Origin of the sequence: Sphaerisporangium sp. NPDC049002, assembly GCF_040649355.1 — a bacterium.
GTDB lineage: Bacteria > Actinomycetota > Actinomycetes > Streptosporangiales > Streptosporangiaceae > Sphaerisporangium.
Window position 1 is genome coordinate 76562 of record NZ_JBEZFH010000002.1, and the last position, 20193, is coordinate 96754.

General features: G+C 69.0%; 17 protein-coding genes. 7 read left to right on the forward strand and 10 right to left on the reverse strand.

Features of this window, described 5'->3' with window-relative positions:
• Positions 1-92: 92 nt before the first annotated feature.
• Positions 93-1856: a hypothetical protein gene (locus tag AB0B89_RS01020; RefSeq protein WP_358546203.1), complete on the forward strand. Its 1764-nt coding sequence runs from the start codon at positions 93-95 to the stop codon at positions 1854-1856.
• Positions 1857-1952: 96 nt separating this feature from the next.
• Positions 1953-3140, forward strand: coding sequence for a hypothetical protein (locus tag AB0B89_RS01025; protein WP_358546206.1), 1188 nt, complete (start codon positions 1953-1955; stop codon positions 3138-3140).
• A gap of 150 nt (positions 3141-3290) precedes the next feature.
• Here AB0B89_RS01025 and AB0B89_RS01030 read toward each other — a convergent pair whose 3' ends face one another.
• From AB0B89_RS01030 to AB0B89_RS01060, 7 genes are all read right to left on the reverse strand, one after another.
• Complete coding sequence (locus AB0B89_RS01030; protein ID WP_358546209.1) at positions 3291-4067, reverse strand: succinate dehydrogenase/fumarate reductase iron-sulfur subunit; 777 nt, start codon at positions 4065-4067, stop codon at positions 3291-3293.
• Complete coding sequence (locus AB0B89_RS01035) at positions 4067-5974, reverse strand: fumarate reductase/succinate dehydrogenase flavoprotein subunit (protein ID WP_358546212.1); 1908 nt, start codon at positions 5972-5974, stop codon at positions 4067-4069. The genes AB0B89_RS01030 and AB0B89_RS01035 overlap by 1 nt, the downstream gene beginning before the upstream one ends.
• A gap of 8 nt (positions 5975-5982) precedes the next feature.
• Positions 5983-6798, reverse strand: a complete 816-nt coding sequence (locus AB0B89_RS01040) for a hypothetical protein (protein WP_358546215.1) — start codon at positions 6796-6798, stop codon at positions 5983-5985.
• Between the two features lie 223 nt (positions 6799-7021).
• Positions 7022-7471, reverse strand: a complete 450-nt coding sequence (locus AB0B89_RS01045; protein WP_358546218.1) for a response regulator — start codon at positions 7469-7471, stop codon at positions 7022-7024.
• A complete protein-coding gene (locus tag AB0B89_RS01050; RefSeq protein ID WP_358546221.1) occupies positions 7464-9041 on the reverse strand; it encodes an ATP-binding protein in 1578 nt (525 codons plus the stop codon). The genes AB0B89_RS01045 and AB0B89_RS01050 overlap by 8 nt, the downstream gene beginning before the upstream one ends.
• Positions 9042-9062: 21 nt before the next feature.
• Positions 9063-10259, reverse strand: coding sequence for a SpoIIE family protein phosphatase (locus AB0B89_RS01055; RefSeq protein ID WP_358546223.1), 1197 nt, complete (start codon positions 10257-10259; stop codon positions 9063-9065).
• A gap of 150 nt (positions 10260-10409) precedes the next feature.
• Positions 10410-11348, reverse strand: coding sequence for a LysR substrate-binding domain-containing protein (locus AB0B89_RS01060; RefSeq protein WP_358546226.1), 939 nt, complete (start codon positions 11346-11348; stop codon positions 10410-10412).
• 361 nt (positions 11349-11709) lie between these two features.
• Between AB0B89_RS01060 and AB0B89_RS01065 the strand changes: the two genes are divergently transcribed.
• From AB0B89_RS01065 to AB0B89_RS01085, 5 genes are all read left to right on the forward strand, one after another.
• Positions 11710-12498, forward strand: a complete 789-nt coding sequence (locus AB0B89_RS01065) for a succinate dehydrogenase cytochrome b subunit (protein WP_358546229.1) — start codon at positions 11710-11712, stop codon at positions 12496-12498.
• Positions 12495-14420: a fumarate reductase/succinate dehydrogenase flavoprotein subunit gene (locus AB0B89_RS01070; protein WP_358546232.1), complete on the forward strand. Its 1926-nt coding sequence runs from the start codon at positions 12495-12497 to the stop codon at positions 14418-14420. The genes AB0B89_RS01065 and AB0B89_RS01070 overlap by 4 nt, the downstream gene beginning before the upstream one ends.
• 56 nt (positions 14421-14476) lie before the next feature.
• Positions 14477-15214, forward strand: a complete 738-nt coding sequence (locus AB0B89_RS01075) for a succinate dehydrogenase/fumarate reductase iron-sulfur subunit (protein WP_358546235.1) — start codon at positions 14477-14479, stop codon at positions 15212-15214.
• Positions 15215-15449: 235 nt separating this feature from the next.
• A complete protein-coding gene (locus AB0B89_RS01080) occupies positions 15450-17276 on the forward strand; it encodes a glycoside hydrolase family 15 protein (protein WP_358546238.1) in 1827 nt (608 codons plus the stop codon).
• Positions 17277-18071: 795 nt separating this feature from the next.
• A complete protein-coding gene (locus tag AB0B89_RS01085; RefSeq protein ID WP_358546240.1) occupies positions 18072-18533 on the forward strand; it encodes a MarR family transcriptional regulator in 462 nt (153 codons plus the stop codon).
• 47 nt (positions 18534-18580) lie between these two features.
• On the opposite strand, the gene AB0B89_RS01090 is transcribed toward AB0B89_RS01085, so the two are convergent.
• From AB0B89_RS01090 to AB0B89_RS01100, 3 genes are all read right to left on the reverse strand, one after another.
• Entirely contained in the window at positions 18581-19174 is a 594-nt protein-coding gene (locus AB0B89_RS01090; RefSeq protein ID WP_358546243.1) for a hypothetical protein, read from the reverse strand.
• A 177-nt stretch (positions 19175-19351) separates the two neighbouring features.
• Complete coding sequence (locus tag AB0B89_RS01095) at positions 19352-19912, reverse strand: Clp protease N-terminal domain-containing protein (protein ID WP_358546246.1); 561 nt, start codon at positions 19910-19912, stop codon at positions 19352-19354.
• A 2-nt stretch (positions 19913-19914) separates the two neighbouring features.
• Entirely contained in the window at positions 19915-20148 is a 234-nt protein-coding gene (locus tag AB0B89_RS01100) for a helix-turn-helix domain-containing protein (RefSeq protein WP_114028781.1), read from the reverse strand.
• Positions 20149-20193 lie beyond the last annotated feature (45 nt).

The window sequence follows — 20193 nt, forward strand, 5'->3', positions numbered from 1 at the left end:
GGGGACGGGGATCTGCGGTGGCCGGTTGGTGGCGACGTGCCCATGTGGTGTCCGTGGTCGGCGTTGGGGCGCTGACGCTGGGAGGCGGGGGGGTGTCTCTCGCCGCGACGGGATCGGAATACGGCTCCGTGGAGCCGCCGGACGCGGCCGACGGCGCCCAGCTCAGCGTGCGCCTGGTGGGCGTGGGCGAGCATGGCCGGCACGACAGGCCGATCCGTGAGGGCGATCTCCTGCACTTCCGCGTCAGGCTGGATGGCCCGGCCGAGGGCGGCCTCCTGGCCGTGGCCGCCACTCCGAGGGAGGCATTCTCCTCGGTCGGCTGCGACACCCCCGCCGGCCTGCCCGTGAAACCGGCCTCGCGCCCGCAGTTGTGCGACTTCGGCGACATCTCGGGTCCGAGGACCGTGGACGTCGCGCTGAGGGTTCCGCGCCGGGCGGGCGAGGTCGGCGTCCTCGCCGTCGCCCAGATGCGCGACCCGGGAGGCGTGCAGTGGATCCGCCGCATGGCGGACGTCAACATCAAGCTGGACGGCCCATCAGGGCTGTCCGGCCCGCGGGGCCCGGAGCCGGAGTCGGGTGTGCCTGCCCCCAAGTCCAGGAACGAAGGCGAGATCCAGGGGCTCGGCCCCGGATCGATCCCGCAGGGACAGCAGCCGGGGGAGGCCGGTCTCGGTACGGCCGCAGGCCCGCTCGCCGGCGGGGAAGACGCCCTCAAGGGGGACGTCGCGAAGGGCGGGGCCCCCAAGGAGCCGGTCGGCGAGTACCCCCTGACCTTGGGCCTGAGCGGCCCTTTGCCGAAGACCGTCGGCACGGCCGAGACGCCCGTCAAGAGCGCAGAGAACATCGGCAGCGCCAAGGACACTCTGAACGCCAAGGACACCGCGAACCTGAAGGAAACCGAGAGCGCCAAGGACACCGCGAACCCCAAGGAAACCGAGAGCGCCAAGGACACCGCGAACCCCAAGGAAACCGAGAGCGCCAAGGGCCTGACCGGATCCGCGGGCGTGGGCGACCCCGAGGGAGCCGCCCAGCCGGTGGAGGCCGCGACGCCCGCTGAGGGCCAGATCCCGGCAGAGCGCACTCCGCGACCGGCCGAGAGGGCCGTCGACCTGACCGGCCCGGAGTCCCAGGCCGACGGCGACCAGGAGGCCACGCCGAAGTCGCGTCCGGGCTCCCGGATGACGCCGGACGACGCGCAGCCGATCACCGGTGCGTCGCGGCGGCCGGGGGCCAAGCTCAAGGCGCCGTCCGCGATCCCGCACCCGGCGCCCGGCGCTCCCGCCAGGCCCGGAAAGGCCGTCGCGCACCCGGCGCCCATGATCCCGGTTCCCGCACCGATGCCGCTCCAGGCGCCCATGCCCGCGCCCGTCCAGGGTCCGCGGATGATGCCTCTGAACGGCGCGGGGATCCAGATGCCGCCGGCGGTCGCGATGCCGCCCGCGCCGGTCCCGACCCCGGTGCCCAACCCGGCGCCGGGCACCGTACTGGCTCCGGGCATCCAGCCGTCCTTGCCGGGAGGCGCGCAGGGCGCGATCCCGGGTCAGCGGCCAGTCCCCGGTCAGATGCCGATCCCCGGCCAGGCGCCCTTCCCCGGCCAGATGGCGGCGCCTGGCCAGATGGCGGCGCCCGGTCAGGTTCCCGGGGCGGGCGCGCCGCAGGTTCCGGCGATGGGAGCGCCGCTCCCCCAGGAGATGCGCCCCGCGACCCCGAACCTGGTGGCAGGGACCGAGGAAGATGACCTCGAAATGGTGCGCGGGCTCCCCGCCGCCGTCGCCGCAGTCGGGCTGCTGCTGGGAGCACTGGCATTGCAGATGAGGCTCCGGCGCAGGCGGGCTTCCAGGAAATTGGGACTCTGAATGGATCGGTGTCGCTGAACGCCCTTTCCTGTTACTTTTGCCCAACTAGGATGTTCTCTAGTTTGATCGGCAAGAGTGGCGAGGCGGAGGGCAGCGGTGAGCGGACGCGCGCGTATGACGGCCGTGTCCGCGGTGGCGGCATCGATCGGCCTCACCGGCGCCGTCCTGCTCGTGACGGCGCCGATGACGGCTCCCAGGGCGAACGCGGCGCAGGTCGCCCTGGTCGATCCCACGTGGGTCGAGCCCGGGAATCCTGACATCACAGATAGTCCGGCCGACCAGTCGCCGGAGCCCGAGCCGACCGTCACGGTGACCATCACCGAGAGCCCCGATCCCACGGTCACCCGCACGAAGACGGTGGACCCGAAGCCGACCGCGAAGGCGACGAAGACGCCCAAGCCGACGGCGACGCAGACCTCCCCGATCGAGCCGCCGACGCCGACGCTGGAGCCCCCGCCGGTGAGTCCGCCGGCCATTCCCACCAGCGAGCCTCTCGTGCCTACGACCCAGCCTCCGGCCGAGAGCGTGGCCCCCGAGCCCCAGGTGTCACTCGCCCTGGTCAGCCCGACCTCCACGCCGTCCGAGACCTCCGAGCCGAGTCCGTCCTTCGACGAGCCGACGCCCGACTCGGTGGCCATCGAGATCCGCAACGCGTCCCCCGAGTACAACCAGATGGAGCTGAGCAAGAAGCTCGCCATCCCGGGGGTCCTGCTGGCCGTCCTCGTGATGCTGGGCGTGCTGATCTTCGAGGGCCGTATCCGCCGCACGGCGCACGCGGCGGCCGTACGCAGGGCCGGGCCCCGCTCGCCGGGCCGGCACCGTGACGACGTCCCCGGCGCCTATCCCATGCCGGGCTACCCGATCTACCACGGGGGCACGGCGTACGCGCCCATCATCAGCTTCGTGCCGGTCCAGGGGTATCCCGGCGGGCCGGGCGTCCCGTACGACCCGCAGGGGTACGGCATCGCGTACGAGCAGGGCCTGAGCGGGCCGCTCCCGCTCGCAGTGGGCCCCTCCGAGCCGTGGCCTCGCAGGGAGGACCACCCGCACCCCGGGCAGGGCCCCGAGTCCACGCCGACCTTCCCGGCCGCAGGGCCCCAGCCGCTCCCCGGCGAGCCGCCGGCCGGGGTGAACCCGCCACCGCCGGGTGGGGTGAACCCGCCAGCGTCGGGTGGGGTGAACCCGCCACCGCCGGGTGGGCAGCAGGCCACGTTGCAGGCCCCTCTGCCGGACGGCAAGCCCAGCCGGGGCCTCCTGGGCCGCTTCCGCCGCGGCTCCTCCTGAGGCGTCGCACAGCCGCTGCCGTACGGCGCTCACAGCCCCGTACGACGACCCTCTCCGTTCCAGGCAGCCCACGGGCGCTGTACGGCCGCTCAAACGCGCACGGGCCGCTGACCATCACGGTCAGCGGCCCGTCGCCACGTACGGCCGGTTCTAGCCGGCCTTGGAGCCCGACGAGCTCGACGAGCGCTTGAAGATCTTGTTGCCGAGCCAGACCAGCGGGTCGTACCTCCGGTCGACCACGCGCTCCTTCATCGGAATCAGCGCGTTGTCAGTGATCTTGATGTGCTCGGGACAGACCTCGGTGCAGCACTTGGTGATGTTGCAGTAGCCGAGACCGTGTTCCTCCTGCGCGGAGTCCTTGCGGTCGGCCACGTCGTACGGGTGCATGTCCAGCTCGGCGATGCGCATGAGGAAGCGCGGGCCGGCGAAGGCCGCCTTGTTCTCCTCGTGGTCGCGGATCACGTGGCAGACGTTGTTGCACATGAAGCACTCGATGCACTTGCGGAACTCCTGCGACCGCTCGACGTCGATCTGCTGCATGCGGTACTCGCCGGGCTCCACGTTGTCCGGCGGGGTGAAGGACGGGATCTCCCTGGCCTTCTGGTAGTTGAACGACACGTCCGTGACCAGGTCCTTGATGACGGGAAAAGTCCGCATCGGGGTCACGGTGATCGTCTCGTCCTCCTCGAACGTCGACATGCGCGTCATGCAGCCGAGCCGGGGCTTGCCGTTGATCTCCATCGAGCAGGAGCCGCACTTGCCGGCCTTGCAGTTCCACCGGACCGCGAGGTCGGGGGTCTGCGTGGCCTGCAGCCTGTGGATGGCGTCGAGGACGACCTCGCCCTCGTTCACCTCGACGACGAAGTCCTCAAGCCTGCCCTCGCCGCCCTCGCCGCGCCAGATGCGGAACTTGGCCTTGTAACCCATCAGGACTCCTTAACGAGCGCGTCGAAGTCCGCCAGCTCGTCGGCTGTGACGTACTTGCTGAGCTCCGCCCGGTCGAACAACGTGATCAGGTCCTCCCGCATGGGAGGCTGGGGCTTCTCCTCGATCGTGACCGCGCCGTCCGGGGTGACCCCGCAGGCCAGCAGCTTGCGCCGCCACTCGGCCGACATGCCGGGGAAGTCGTCGCGGGTGTGCCCGCCGCGGCTCTCCTCGCGGATCAGCGCCGCGCGGGCGACGCACTCGGAGACGAGCAGCATGTTGCGAAGGTCGATCGCGAGGTGCCAGCCCGGGTTGTAGATGCGCCCGCCCGGAGCCCCGGCGTTGGCCGCCCGCTCCTTGAGCTTCTCGACGACCTCCAGGGCCTCCTTGACCTCCTCGGCCTTGCGGATGATGCCGACGAGCTCGTTCATCGTGCGCTGGAGCTCGTGGTGCACCTCGTACGGGTTCTCCCCGCCCGTCCGCGAGAGGGGGGCCATGGCCTCGATCTCGGCGTTCTTCAGCGTCTCCTCCGCCGTGACGGGCCTGGCCGCGAGGCCGTCGACGTACTCGGCGGCCCCGGCGCCCGCGCGGCGGCCGAAGACCAGCAGGTCGGAGAGCGAGTTGCCGCCGAGGCGGTTGGAGCCGTGCATGCCGCCCGAGACCTCACCGGCCGCGAACAGGCCCGGCACCGACGAGGCGCCTGTGTCGGCGTCCACCTCCACGCCGCCCATGATGTAGTGGCAGGTCGGGCCGACCTCCATAGGTTCGGCCGTGATGTCGACGTCGGCCAGTTCCTTGAACTGGTGGTGCATCGAGGGCAGCCGCTTGACGATCTCGGCGGCGGGAAGCCGGCTCGACACGTCCAGGAAGACGCCGCCGTGCGGGGAGTTGCGCCCGGCCTTCACCTCGGAGTTGATCGCCCGCGCGACCTCGTCGCGCGGCAGCAGCTCCGGAGGGCGGCGGTTGTTGGCCTGGTCGTTGTACCAGCGGTCGCCCTCCTCCTCCGTGGTGGCGTACTTGTCCTTGAACACCTCGGGGATGTAGTCGAACATGAACCGCTTGCCCTCGGAGTTGCGCAGCACCCCGCCGTCACCGCGTACGGATTCGGTGACCAGGATGCCGCGCACGGACGGCGGCCAGACCATGCCCGTCGGGTGGAACTGGATGAACTCCATGTTGATCAGCTTCGCCCCGGCGAGCAGCGCGAGCGCGTGCCCGTCACCGGTGTACTCCCAGGAGTTGGAGGTCACGGTGTAGGACTTGCCGATGCCGCCGGTGGCGAGGACGACCGCGGGCGCGTCGAAGCAGATGAGACGGCCGGTCTCGCGCCAGTAGCCGAAGGCGCCGCTGATAGGGGCGTCCTCGGTGGGAGCAGTCTTCAGCAGCTGGGTGATCGTGCACTCGGCGAAGACCTTGATGTACGCCTCGGGGTCGCCGTGCAGTTTCTCGTCCTCCTGCTGGAGGGCGACGACCCGCTGCTGGAGCGTGCGGATCAGCTCCAGGCCCGTACGGTCGCCGACGTGGGCGAGCCGGGGGTACTCGTGGCCGCCGAAGTTGCGCTGGCTGATCTTGCCGTCCTTGGTGCGGTCGAACAGCGCGCCCCAGGCCTCCAGCTCCCAGACGCGGTCCGGGGCCTCCTTGGCGTGCAACTCGGCCATCCGCCAGTTGTTGAGGAACTTCCCGCCGCGCATGGTGTCACGGAAGTGCACCATCCAGTTGTCGGCGGGATTGACGTTGCCCATGGCCGCGGCGGCCCCGCCCTCGGCCATGACCGTGTGGGCCTTGCCGAACAAGGACTTGCAGACGATGGCGGTGCGCTTCCCCTGCTGCCGGGCCTCGATTGCCGCCCGGAGTCCGGCGCCGCCCGCTCCGATGACGACGACGTCGTATTCGTGACGCTCGATTTCCACTGTGATCCTTAAGCGAACGGGAAGTTGATGATGCCCTTGGCGACGAGCCGCACGTAGAGGTCCGCCAGCATGACGGAGTACATGGACAGCCAGGCCAGGAGCATGTGCCTGGAGTTGAGCTTCGAGACGAAGGTCCACGCCTTGTAGCGCACGGGGTGCTTGGAGAAGTGGTTGAGCCGTCCGGCCGTGATGTGGCGGCAGGAGTGGCAGCTCAACGTGTACGCCCAGATCAGCACCACGTTGATCCACAGGATGGCCGTCCCGAGGCCGAAGTGACCCCAGTTGCCGTGCGCGTCGCGCAGCGCGAGGACCGCGTCCCAGGTCAGCACCGCGGCGATGAGGATGGCGCCGTAGAAGAAGTAGCGGTGGACGTTCTGGATGATCAGCGGCAGGCGCGTCTCACCGGTGTACTTCTTGTGCGGCTCGGCCACGGAACAGGCCGGCGGCGAGAGCCAGAAGGCGCGGTAGTAGCCCTTGCGGTAGTAGTAACAGGTGAAGCGGAACCCGGCCGGCAGGCCGAGGATCAGAATGCCGGGCGGAAGCTTCCACCAGTCGCCGAAGGGCGCGAGCCCGAGGAACCGCGCGCCCTCGGGGCAGGACGTCGCGAGACAGGGCGACGAGAAAGGGGCGATGTAGGGTTCGACGAAGTAGCTCTTGTCGAAGATCGCCCACAGGCCGTAGACAAGGAACGACGCGAGCGCCGCGAATGTGATAGCCGGGGCCAACCACCATCGGTCCGTGCGCAGCGTGCGGGCCTTGATCTGGGCCCGCTGCTTCCTCTGCGCCGGCTCATTGGTCGGCCGACCGGCCGTTGTCTGGGTCATCGGAGAACTCTCCACCTCCCGCGGACCCCCCTCGCCTCATGGGTGCGGGGTCCGGGCTTTCACATTTGGCTGGGTGCCGCGCGCGCTGTGGTGTCGCGCCGGTCACACAGCCGCGCGCGTGCCGGTGGGGCCCTACGTTACGGCGGTGGGATCCCTCTGTGTGAGAAGGGTCACTCACTTTTTCGACTGACCTGGTGTGATTCCCGTCACGTCGCAGTCAGGCTCAGGAACGTTGACCGGTTCTTGGCAGTTTCACGACTGTCACGAAGAAATCATCGATCTGCCGTACCACCCGGATGAACTGGTCGAAGTCCACCGGCTTGGCGACGTACGCGTTCGCGTGCAAATGATAGCTCCGCAGGATGTCCTCTTCGGCCTCCGAGGTGGTCAGGACGACCACGGGGATGCTCCTGAGGTCGGCGTCGGCCTTGATGTCCTCCAGGACCTCCCTGCCGTCCTTGCGGGGCAGGTTGAGGTCGAGGAGGATCAGGTCGGGCCGGGGCACCTCCGCGTACTGGCCCTCGCGGCGCAGGAACGCCATGGCCTGCTCGCCGTCGCTCACCACGTGCAGCGTGTTCTGGACCTTGTTGTGCTCGAACGCCTCCTGCGTGAGCAGGACGTCTCCTGGGTCGTCCTCCACGAGCAGGACGTCGATGAAGCGGTAGTCATCCATGCAGTTCTCCAGGAATCGCGGGCAGGGTCCAGCGGAACGTCGTGCCTGACCGGCCGGCGACCGAGTCTTCCAGCCAGATCTTCCCGCCGTGGAATTCGACGATCTTCTTGCACAGCGCCAGGCCGATGCCTGTCCCCGGGTACACGTCCCGTGGGTGCAGACGCTGAAATATCAGGAAGATTCGGTCAGCGTACTTGCTGTCGACACCGATGCCGTTGTCCGCGCACGCGAACTCCCACATGTCCCCCTGCTCCCTGGCGGAGATGTGGACGTGGGGCGGCTCTCCGGAGCGGAACTTCAGAGCGTTGCCGATGAGGTTCTGGAAGAGCTGGGTGAGCAGCACGCGGTTGCCGAAGACCGCCGGGAGCTCGTCGTGGGTCACGGTGGCGTCGGTGTCCTCGATCTGCGCTGAAAGGTTCCCCACCGCGGTGTCCAGCACCTTCTGTACGTCCGTGGGGGCCTTCTCGCCGCCCACGCGGCCGACGCGGGAGAGGTCGAGGAGATCGTTGATCAGTAGCTGCATGCGCTTGGCGCCGTCCACCGCGAAGGTGACGTACTGCTTCGCGCGGTCGTCGAGCTGGTCCCCGTACCGCTGCTCCAGCATCTGCGTGAAGCTCGCGACCTTGCGCAGCGGCTCCTGCAGGTCGTGGCTCGCGACGTAGGCGAACTGCTCCAGCTCGGCGTTGGAGCGGCGCAGCTCGGCGGTCTGGTCGGACAGCTGCCGCTGGGCCTCGGCGGCGCGGCGCCACTCGCGCACGATGCGCCCGCGCATGGCGTCGACGCGGCCGGACAGTTCCGCCAGCTCGGCCGGCCGCTCGACCTGCAGCGTGCGGTCGAAGTCGCCCATTGCCACGGCCCTCACCTGCTGGGTGAGCTGGGAGATCGGCCGGAGCACGATGTACCTGACGATGAGCGTGAAGGTCACCGCGGCGCCCAGGGCCACGACCGCCAGCAGGATCAGCACGAGGTAGAAGGTCCGCCAGCCCGCTTCGATGCGGGCGCTGCCCTGATCGTGCAGCCGCCCGAGGTTCTGCTGCTGCGCGTCGAGCGCGTCCCGTACGGCGGTGAAACGCAGGCTGTTCACCTGGGCGTAGGTGGTGGCGGTCTGCTTCTTCAGCTCCGGCACCTTGGCGATCACGACGTCGGCGTAGTCGCGGCGCCAGGCGGCCGAGGCGTCGACCAGGCGAGCGAGGTCGGCCCTGGCCGTCCCCTCGGGCACGCGGGACATCAGCGCGGTGAGCTTGGCCGTCGCGGTCGCCTCCTCCGCGAGACCGGTCTTGTAGTCCTGGAGATACTGGTCCTCGTTCGTGCGCCCGTAGGTGCGGATGGAGCCTTCCTCGGCGGACAGCGCGTTCGCGATCTCCAGGGTGCGGAGGACGGCCGGGTCGATCACGTCGACGACGGCCTCGCGGGCGACGCGCATGTCGTTGATCGTCGCGATGGTGAGGCCGGTGCCGACGACGAAGGCGAGCGCGACGAGCATCCCGGCGATGAGAAACCACCGTCCGAGGGGGAGCCGCCCGAAGCCGCTCGGCGGCGCGGGCGGGGGCAGAGGGGCGAGGTCGGTCACGGTGGCCTCCGAGTCAGCCGGTCACAGCGGGCCTCTGCCGACCAGTACGGCGGCGAGGTCGTCGCTGAGGGCGTCCCTGTGCATCTCCTGGACGGCGGTGATGATCCTGTCGAGGTCGATCTCGCCCTGCTCGCGGATGAGCCCGATGAGCCCTTCGGTGCCGAGCAGGTCGGGCCCGCCGCCCACCGTGGCCTCGATCAGCCCGTCGGTGTAGAGGAGCATCGACCAGTCGTCGCCGAGCTCCAGCTCGATCGTGGTCCATTCGACGTCGCTGAAGATGCCCAGCGGCGGTCCGGAAGGCGCCTCGGCCACGACGTCGAGGACGCCGTGGTGGACCCCGCCCCGCACGAACAGGGGCGGCGGGTGGCCGACCACGTGGAGCCGGGCGTGGCTCAGGTCGGGATCGATCGCGACCATGCACATGGTCGTGAAGATCTCAGGCGACTTGCGCTCGTTGCGCAGCACCCTGTCGAGGGTGGCGAGGAGCTCGTTCCCCGTGTGGCCGGCCAGCACCAGCGTGCGCCAGGCGATGCGGAGGGCCACGCCCAGGGCGGCCTCGTCGGGGCCGTGGCCGCAGACGTCGCCGATGACCACGTGCACGGCGCCGTCGGGGGTCTGGACCGTGTCCCAGAAGTCGCCCGCGAGGAGCGCCTGCCTGCGTCCGGGCAGGTAGCGGGCCTGGTGCTGCAGGCCGTCCCTCTCAAGCTCCTTCTTCAGCATGGGGACGGGCAGCAGGCCGTGTTCGAGGCGGGCGTTCTCGCGGCTGAGGTGCTGGGCGTCGGCCAGCTTGCGCTGGGTGAGGTCGGCGCGCTTGCGCTCGATGGCGTAGCTGATGGCGCGGGCGAGCAGCCGCTCGTCGACGTCCTGCTTGACCAGGTAGTCCTGCGCGCCCGCGGCGACGGCCTCGACCCCCACGTGGGCGTCGTTGAGGCCGGTGAGCACCAGCACGGCGGTGTCGGGGGCCATCGAGAGCACCTGGCGCAGGGCCTCAAGGCCGGTGGCGTCCGGAAGGGAGAGGTCGACCACCACGCATTGGACCTCGGCGGTCAGCCGGTCGCGGCTCTCGGCGAGACTGCGCGCCCAGATGATCTTTGGGGGAGTCGGGGCCGAGGCCAGCAGCTCCTCGACCAGAAACGCGTCACCCGCGTCGTCCTCGATGAGGAGGATCGTCTGCATCTCGGTCGGCGCCTCCGGCATGCCGGGCGAGAGCGCGGTCACTGGTGCCTCTTGTGAAGTGATGGTTGACCTTGGCTGTTGCCCTGCACCATATAGCGAAAGTCGTCCAGACGCATGAAAGTACGAAACCGTGATTTAGGGGTATGAAGCATGTGAAATGCCACTGCGCTACCGATGGGTAACCCGGTAAGACTACTCGGCCGGCGGCGAGGCCAACCCGACACCTTGTGGCAACGATCCCTCCTCGGCGGCTTCCGACAGATAGGAAAGCAGCGTAGCGCGGAAGGCCTGCGCCGCCCGGGTAGGTTCGACGTCCTTGCGGTGAGCGAGAGCTATCGTTCGCCGAAGCCCCGGGGGGGCGAGTGGAGTGCCCGCGAGGCCCGGCCGCCCGTCGAGGACCATCGACGGCACCACCGCGACCCCGAGCCCCGCCTCCACGAAGCGCAGCACGGCGTCCATTTCCCCGCCCTCCACGGCGAAGCGCGGCTCGAACCCGGCCTGCCGGCAGGCGCTGAGCGTCGCCTCACGAAGGTCGTACCCCCGGCGGAACATCACCAGCGGCCGTCCGCGCAGCTCGTCGATGCGGATGTACGGCTTGCGCCCCCGGGTCGCGGCGGGGCACGCGACGACGAGGTTCTCCTTCAGGATCTCCTCGGTGACCAGCGAAGGATCACTGCTGTGAAGAGGGAGGATGATCAGCGCCAGGTCGAGCTGGCCCCGCGCCAGGTCGCGGACGAGGTCCCGCGATCCGCCCTCCTCCACCAGCAGGTCGATGCCGGGGTAGTCGCCGTGGAACCGGGCCAGCGCCTCGGCCAGCAGGCCCGCGCACAGGGAAGGCGTGGCGCCGAGCCGTACCCGGCCCCGGCGCAGCCCGGCCAGCTCGGCGACCTCGCGGCGTGCGGTCTCGGCGTCGGCGAGCATGCGGCGGGCGAGTGGGAGCAGCGCCTCACCGGCGGGCGTGAGGGTCACGTTGCCCCGCGCGCGGCTGAACAGCGGCGCGCCCAGCTCGGTCTCCAGGGTCTTGATCTGCTTGCTCAGCGACGGCTGGGCGACCCGCATCCGCTCCGCCGCGTGCGTGAAATGCGAGGTCTCGGCCACAGCGACGAACGAGGCGAGTTGCTGTAGCTGCACGTCTCACAGCGTACGGGTGCGGCTCCGGACGGCTCGCTGGGGGCAAGGCCTTGTGAAGCTCGGCCTTTGGGGGAGCTCGGCGGCTCGGCTCTGGGTTCGGCCGCTGCGAGATCTCGGCCTTGTGAGTTCGCTCCGTGAGTTCGCTCCGTGAGTTCGCTCCGTGAGTTCGCTCCGTGAGTTCGCTCCGTGAGTTCGCTCCGTGAGTTCGCTCCGTGAGTTCGCTCCGTAAGTTCGCTCTGTGAGTTCGCTCTGTGAGATTGCTCGCATCCGAGTCCCCGGGCACGCGCGCCACGCGCACGGAGCCACGGGGCATAGCTTCTGGCTATCGGGACCAGGCATTTCATGACTTGGACGCTTATGGATGCCTTATCTAGCGTCGAAAAACGTGACATCGACGATCGAACGCGGTGCGGCCACCGCAAGGGTGACGCCCCGCGCCACACCCCCCAAAACGCCGGGGAGGTCTCCGGGGTTCCGGGGTCTCTTCAGGTCGTCCAACGGCAAGAAGGCCGTCATGGCGGTGACCGGCGCCGTGCTGGTGCTCTTCCTCATCGGTCACATGCTGGGCAACCTCAAGATCTTCCTTGGCGCCGAGTCCTTCAACTCCTACGCGGAGTGGCTGCGCACCGTCGGCGAGCCCGCGGTGCCCGGCAGGAGCCTGCTGACCGTCACCGAGATCGTCCTCGCCCTCGCGGTGGTGCTCCACATGTGGTCGGCGGTCTCGCTGGCCCGCCGCGCCTCCAAGGCCCGGCCCGTGAAGTACGTCGCCAAGCGCAAGTCGCAGTCCGGCGGCTACGTGGTCCACACGATGCGGTACGGCGGCGTCATCATCCTGCTGTTCGTGGTCTGGCACCTGCTCGACCTGACCCTCGGGGCGGTCAACCCCAAGGGCTTCGACGCCACTCCGTACGACCGTGTCGTGGCCGGCTTCGCCCTCTCACGCTGGTGGGTGACGGCCTTCTACATCGTGGCGCTGGCCATGGTGGGTCTGCACCTGCGTCACGGCCTGTGGAGCGCGTTCCAGACGCTCGGCCTGGCCACCGGCCGCAGGCGGCACGTCCTCAACGCCTTCTCCGCCGTGTTCTCCGCCGTGCTCGTTCTCGGCTTCGTCGCCGTCCCCGTCGCCGTGATGATCGGAGCTGTGAAGTGAACTACACGACCGGCGAGCCGATCCGCGACACGAAGGCCCCCGAGGGGCCCATCGAGGAGCGGTGGGACAAGCGCCGCTTCTCGGCCAGGCTGGTCAACCCGGCCAACAAGCGCAAGCTCAACGTCATCGTGGTGGGTACCGGCCTCGCCGGAGGATCGGCCGCGGCGACCCTCGGCGAGCTGGGTTACAAGGTCAAGTCGTTCTGCTACCAGGACTCGCCCAGGCGCGCGCACTCGATCGCCGCGCAGGGCGGGATCAACGCGGCCAAGAACTACCGGGGCGACGGCGACTCGGTCCACCGGCTGTTCTACGACACCGTCAAGGGCGGCGACTTCCGCGCCCGCGAGTCGAACGTCTACCGGCTCGCCCAGGTGAGCGCCAACATCATCGACCAGGCGGTGGCCCAGGGCGTCCCGTTCGCCCGCGAGTACGGCGGCCTGCTCGACACCCGCTCCTTCGGCGGCGCCCAGGTCTCCCGTACGTTCTACGCGCGCGGGCAGACGGGTCAGCAGCTCCTGCTGGGCGCGTACCAGGCCCTGGAGCGCCAGATCGCGGCCGGGACCGTGGAGATGCACACGCGCCACGAGATGCTCGACCTCGTCATCAGCGAAGGCCGGGCGCGCGGCGTCATCGTCCGCGACCTGGTGACCGGTGAGATCGAGACCCACCTCGCCGACGCGGTCGTGCTGGCCACGGGCGGGTACGGGAACGTGTTCTTCCTGTCCACCAACGCCAAGGGCTGCAACACCACGGCGATCTGGCGGGCGCACCGGCGCGGGGCCTACTTCGGCAACCCCTGCTACACGCAGATCCACCCGACCTGCATCCCGGTCAGCGGCGAGTACCAGTCGAAGCTGACCCTGATGTCGGAGTCGCTGCGCAACGACGGCAGGGTGTGGGTGCCGCTGCTCAAGGGCGACGACCGGCTTCCCGGGGACATCCCCGAGGCCGAGCGCGACTACTACCTTGAGCGGATCTACCCGGCCTTCGGGAACCTGGTTCCGCGCGACATCGCCTCCCGGGCCGCCAAGAACGTGTGCGACGAGGGTCGCGGCGTCGGACCGGGCGGGCTGGGCGTCTACCTGGACTTCGCCGACGCGATCGCCCGCCTCGGCAGGGACGCGGTCGAGGAGAAGTACGGCAACCTCTTCGAGATGTACGAGCGCATCACCGGCGAGGACCCCTACATCCGGCCCATGCGCATCTACCCGGCCGTCCACTACACGATGGGCGGCCTGTGGGTCGACTACGACCTGCAGTCGACGATCCCGGGCCTGTTCGTGATCGGCGAGGCCAACTTCTCCGACCACGGCGCCAACCGCCTGGGCGCCTCCGCGCTGATGCAGGGGCTGGCCGACGGGTACTTCGTCCTGCCGACCACGATCGGCGACTACCTGGCGGACGGGCCCTTCGGGGAGGTCGACCAGGGCGCCGTGGACGAGGCGCTCGGCCAGGTCACCGGCAAGATCGGACGCCTGCTGTCGGTCGACGGCACCCGTACCGCCGACTCCTACCACCGTGAGCTGGGCAAGCTCATGTGGGAGTACTGCGGCATGGAGCGCACCGAGGAGAGCCTGCGCAAGGCCCTCTCCCGCATCCCGGAGCTGCGCGAGGAGTTCTGGAACAACGTCAAGGTGCCCGGTGACGAGGAGGGCCTCAACCAGGCGCTGGAGCGGGCCGGGCGGGTCGCGGACTTCTTCGACCTCGCCGAGCTGATGTGCCTCGACGCGCTGCACCGCACCGAGTCCTGCGGCGGCCACTTCCGCGCCGAGTCCCAGACCGAGGACGGCGAGGCACTGCGCGACGACGAGAACTTCGCGTACGTCGCGGCCTGGGAGCACGGCCCCGAGGGCGTCCCGGTGCTGCACAAGGAAGAGCTCGACTACCAGTACGTCAAGATGAGCCAGCGGAGCTACAAGTGAGCGCTTCGGAGAACACGGTGAGCCCGGTCCGCGCGGCGGATCAGGAGCGTCGGGGCATGAGCCTCACGCTGAAGGTCTGGCGGCAGAACGGCCCCACCGACAGCGGACGGATGACGACTTATCAGGTTAAGGACGTGTCGCCGGACATGTCCTTCCTGGAGATGCTCGATGTGCTGAACGAGCGGCTCATCCTGGAAGGCGATGACCCGGTCGCCTTCGACCACGACTGCCGCGAGGGCATCTGCGGCATGTGCGGCATGGTCATCAACGGCGTCGCCCACGGCGAGCAGCGGGCCACGACGACGTGCCAGCTGCACATGCGCCACTTCGAGGACGGCGCCACGATCACCATCGAGCCGTGGCGGGCCGCGCCGTTCCCCGTGGTCAAGGACCTGGTCGTCGACCGGAGCTCCTTCGACCGCATCATCCAGGCCGGCGGCTTCGTCTCCGTCCCCGCGGGCTCGGCACCGGACGCGCACAGCGTCCCGGTGAAGAAGGACGACGCCGACGACGCGTTCGACGCCGCCACGTGCATCGGGTGCGGCGCCTGCGTGGCCGCCTGCCCGAACGGCTCGGCCTCGCTGTTCACCGCCGCGAAGATCACCCACCTGGGCCTGCTGCCGCAGGGCCAGCCCGAGCGCGACTCCCGCGCCATCGCGATGGTGGAACAGATGGACCTCGAAGGCTTCGGCGGCTGCACCAACACCGGCGAATGCACCGCCGTCTGCCCCAAGGGCATCTCGCTGGACGTGATCGCCCAAATGAACCGCGACTACCTCAAGGCCGCCAAGTAGCCCTTCCGACACCGAGAGCCGTACCCCCCGACGGGTACGGCTCTCGGCGGAACCGGCAGAGGTCAGCCTGCCTGTCGCGTGTGGAGCACCAGGTGGATCGGGAGGCGGCGCCAAGGCCGTACGGCCCTCAGGGCGTACTGCCGGGCCAAACCTGGCGACCATTTGGCGCGGAACATACCTGGACAAATGCCTCAAATGCGTAACTTGGGGAGGGTCTCATGGGGGAGAGGGCGACATGGCGGCTGGGGGGTTCTGCAGGTCTGGTGGCGCCGGTTATCTTCCGATCGCCGATCACGGGTTGATCGGCGACCTTCGTACCGTGGCTCTGGTGGGCACGAACGGCACCATCGACTGGTACTGCTGCCCGCGCTTCGACGCGCCGAGCGTGTTCGCCTCCATACTCGACGCCGATCGCGGCGGATCATTCGAACTGGCCGCCGACGTACCGGCCAGGACCAAGCAGTTCTACTTCCCCGACACCAACGTCCTGATCACCCGGTTCTTCGCCGCCGACGGAGTGGCCGAGATCCAGGACTTCATGCCGATCGCGGACGACTCGCGCGAGGTCGATCGTCACCGGCTGATCCGCCGGGTGGTGTGCGTGCGCGGAACGCTGCCGTTCCGGGTCCTCGTGGCGCCGCGGTTCGGCTACGCGAGCCAACCGCACACCGCGCGCGTACAGGACGGTCGTACGATCTTCGAGTCGGAGGGGCTCTCGCTGATACTGACCACCAGCGTGCCGGTCGACTGCGACGGACAGGATGTGCGCTCGGAGTTCAAGCTTCACGAAGGCGAGCAGGCGGTGTTCGCGCTCGACCAAGCATGCGACCTGCCGGCGCGGTCGTGTGCGGTCGTCGAGGCCGAAGCGGAGTTCGCCGCCACGGTGAAGTACTGGCGTCGGTGGCTGTCCGCCTCCCGATATCGCGGCCGGTGGCGGGAAGTGGTGCATCGCTCCGCGCTCACGCTGAAGCTGCTGACCTACGCTCCGACCGGGGGGATCGTCGCCGCGCCCACGACCAGCCTCCCCGAGCAACTCGGCGGCGAGCGCAACTGGGACTACCGCTACGTGTGGGTCCGCGACGCGGCATTCTGCGTGTACGCGCTGCTCAGGCTCGGGTTCACCGAGGAGGCGGAGGCCTTCATGGGCTTCCTGTCCGAGCACGTCACCCTCAGCGGTGACGGCCTCTCGGGGCCGCTGCAGATCATGTACGGCATCGACGGAGCCACCGAACTGCCTGAACGCGAGCTCGGTCACCTGGAGGGCTACCAGGGATCCGCTCCGGTACGCGTCGGGAACGCGGCCGTCGGCCAACTTCAGCTCGACATCTACGGAGCGCTCATCGACTCCATCTACCTTTACGACAAATGGGGCAAGCCGATCTCCAGTGGCCGCTGGGACGAGGTCTGCACGCTGGTGGACTGGGTCTGCGAGAACTGGGACAAGCCTGACGAAGGAATCTGGGAGACCCGGGGCGGGCGCAAGAACTTCGTGTACTCGCGGCTGATGTGCTGGGTGGCGATCGAACGGGCCATGCGCGTGGCCATCCATCGCGGGCTCCCAGCCGAGGTACCCCGCTGGCGGCACGCCCGTGACACGATCTACAGGCAGATCATGCGGGATGGCTGGTCGTCCAGGCTGCACGCGTTCGTCCAGCATTTCGACGACGAGGTGCTGGACGCCTCCGTCCTGATGATGCCGATGGCCAAGTTCGTCTCGCCCACCGACCCGAAATGGCTGTCCACCCTCGACGCGCTCGGTGAGCAGCTGGTCTCCGACTCGCTGGTCTACCGTTATGACCCCGCCGTGAGCCCGGATGGACTGCGGGGGGTCGAAGGCACGTTCTCGATCTGCTCGTTCTGGTACGTGGAGGCACTGGCGCGCGCCGGGCGCGTGGACGAGGCCCGGCTGGCCTTCGAGAAGATGCTGACCTACGCCAACCACCTTGGCCTGTACGCCGAACAGATCGGACACACAGGGGAGCAACTCGGCAACTTCCCCCAGGCCTTCACCCACCTGGCCCTGATCAGCGCCGCCTTCAACCTCGACCAGGCCCTCGGCTAGCGCCTGCCCCCACCCGGGCCAGACCTTGCGCTAGCTCGTCCTTCAGTCTGGACCAGGACTTGGGCTAGCGCCGCCGTTCGTGGGGGTGGCAGGAAGCGGTCAGCATGGTGCAGCTTGCTGCCGCCGGTTCGTCTGGTTTGTGGGTTGCGATTCCCGCAGAGTTGTTTGTGCGAGAACAAATACACAGCCCTCAAGGAAAGAGACGAAGAAATGACGAACTCCACGAACTCCACGCGCACCGCCGGCACCACCTGGGACTCGTACTCGCGCACCGCGGGCACCACCTGGGACAGCTACGGCCGCACCCCCGGCACCACCTGGGACTGAGAAAAGCAAACCACCCGGCCAGTACGGAAATTAGAAAATTGAAAGCCTGATCAGTCCTCTTGAAACACTGAAGCAGCTACAAACCAAAGAGCATGTGGAAAGGCCAGGCCGAGCCGACTGAGACCATCGTCATCCGGATCCGAACCGATGGCATCGGCAGACATCAAACGGCCAGACATCGAAGCGCCAAGCATCAAACGGCCACATACGGCCACATCGATCGGCCAGACATCGATCGGCCGCACATCGAACCACGTAGTGACAGTCAGGGCGACGCCGAGACATTCCTCTCCAGGCCCGATCGCCCAGGCATCCCCCCAGCGACCCCCCGTCGCCTTGCCGCGACGTCCGTTCCCCTGTGGCGACCAAATACTTGCACGCGCGCTTAATCGTCACAGGCGTGTAAAATGCGATCAGAAGGTGAACGGCCGTCCCAGGTGGATGGCCCAGGGCCCTCAGGAGGCCGTCATGGGAATCGGGGACGACGCGGTGGAGGTCCGCGCCCAGGGTTGGCGCACGCTGGCGACGCTCCACGGCCTGATCGAGGCCGCGCTGGAGCGCGAGCTGCAGTCCGAGTGCGTCCTGTCGGTCGTGGAGTACACGGTGCTGGACGCGCTGTCACGGCAGGACGGCTGGCACATGCGCATGCAGCAGCTCGCCCGGGCCGCGGCGCTCTCCAGCAGCGCGACCACGCGGCTGGTGAACCGGCTCGAAGACCGGGGCCTGCTGAACCGCGTCCTGTGCCAGGACGACCGGCGCGGCATCTACACCGAGCTCACCGGCCAGGGGTGGGAGCTGCTGAGCAAGGCCAGGCCGACCCACGACGCGGTCCTCGCCGGCGCGTTGGCCGAGGCGGAGCGGACACCCGAGCTCGCGCCTCTGGTGGAGGCGCTGCACGGCCTCCCGGCCGAGGCACGATCAGCGCAGTAGAGCTGTGTTCGTGCCGGTGGTCGTCCGTCAGCGCGCTGGGTCTGTGTTCATGCCGGTGACTGACGTGGCATGACCTCGCGAAGGAACTTCACCAGGTCGTCCGGGTCCAGCCCGAGGAGGCCGGCGCGGTGGGCGGCCATGAGCAGCAGGTGGGCGACCAGTTCGGTGCGGCGTTCGTGGTCGCCGAACCATTCCCACAACCGGTCGAAGCCGAGATCGGTCAGCTCGGCGCCGAGGCCGTACCGGTCTCTGACCTCCGCCACCACTCCCGCGATGGCATCCAGCGGCGAGGACCCCGGGCGCAGGCAGAGCAGCCCCGGGTGGTCGACGTCGGGAGACCACCGGCATCCCGAGGGCGGACCGGCCTTGACCTGGGCGTAGACATCGAGGTCGTCCCTTTCGGCCCCGCAGGCGGTGAACTGCAGCAGGAAGGCGAACACCGGTTCCCCGCCGACGCCGGCCAGTGCGGGCGGGGAGACGTCGAGCACGTTGATGACCCGCTGCTCCGCGATCAGCTCCTGGAGCTGCCAGGCCGCCATGCGCGGGTCGTCCACCGTGACGGTGCCGATGCCGGGGAGCGAGGCCTGCCACAGGCTGTCCTCCACCTCGACGATCGTGGCGACCGGTCTGGGCTCGTCCATCCGCCTCCCTCCCCGCGTACGGATCCGCGATCACGCCGATCCGTGGCCGTACGGATGCGCCGCTGTACGGAGGCGTGACCGCGCGAATCCGTGGTCGTATGGGTTCGAGATTAGGCGTCTCCCGCCCCGCAGGTCCTGCATGCGCCGCGTGTGCCGGACGGGACGGTCATGGCCAGGTCACCGCAATTCGACGCGGACCTCTCGGCGGAGGGCCTCGAAGTCGACGCCCGCGTCGGCGAGGACCCGGGCGCCCAGCCCCTCGCCCTCTCGCAGCAGGGCGAGCAGGATGTGGCCGTTGCCGATGTAGTTGTGCTTGAGCAAGATGGCCTCGCGCAGCGAGAGCTCCAGCACCTTCTTGGCCCGCCCCGAAAAGGGGAGGTGACCGCCGAGGCGCCACGGACGGCTACGGCGCGGCCGGGGCTCCCGGTCGAGGGCGCCCGGCCCGAAAGCGGCCTCCACCTTCTCGCGTATCGCGTCGAGGTCGATGCCGATCGACTCGAGCGCGCCCGCGTCGAGATCGTCGGCCGGTGGCGCCACCAGCAGTCGTGCCACGGCGTCACCCATCTGGTCATGGTCGAGCCCGTGCCGCGCCAGGACCCGCGCCGCCACCGTGTCGGGCTGCCGGAGGAGGGCGAGCAGCATGTGCTCGGTCCCTATTAGGCCGTGGTTGAACAGCCGGGCCTCGTCCTGGGCGAGCACGACCGTCTGGCGTGCGTCCTCGTGAAACCGCTCGAACATGCCTACTTCTCCCGCCTCAGTAGTCCTCGCCCGCCTGCGTACTTCTTGTGGACCGCCTGCCTGCTCACGCCGAGCAGAACCGCGATCTCCTGCCAGGACCAGCCCTGTTCGCGGGCGTTGTCCACCTGGAGTGCCTCCAGCCGCTCGACCAGCGTCCGCAGCGCCCGTACGGCCCGGAGGCCGACGGCCGGATCGCGGCTGCCCGCGTCGGAGGCCAACTGTGCCGTGTCGCTCATGAGTGTCAATATAGGTTGACACCGCGATAGTGTCAACCATAGTTG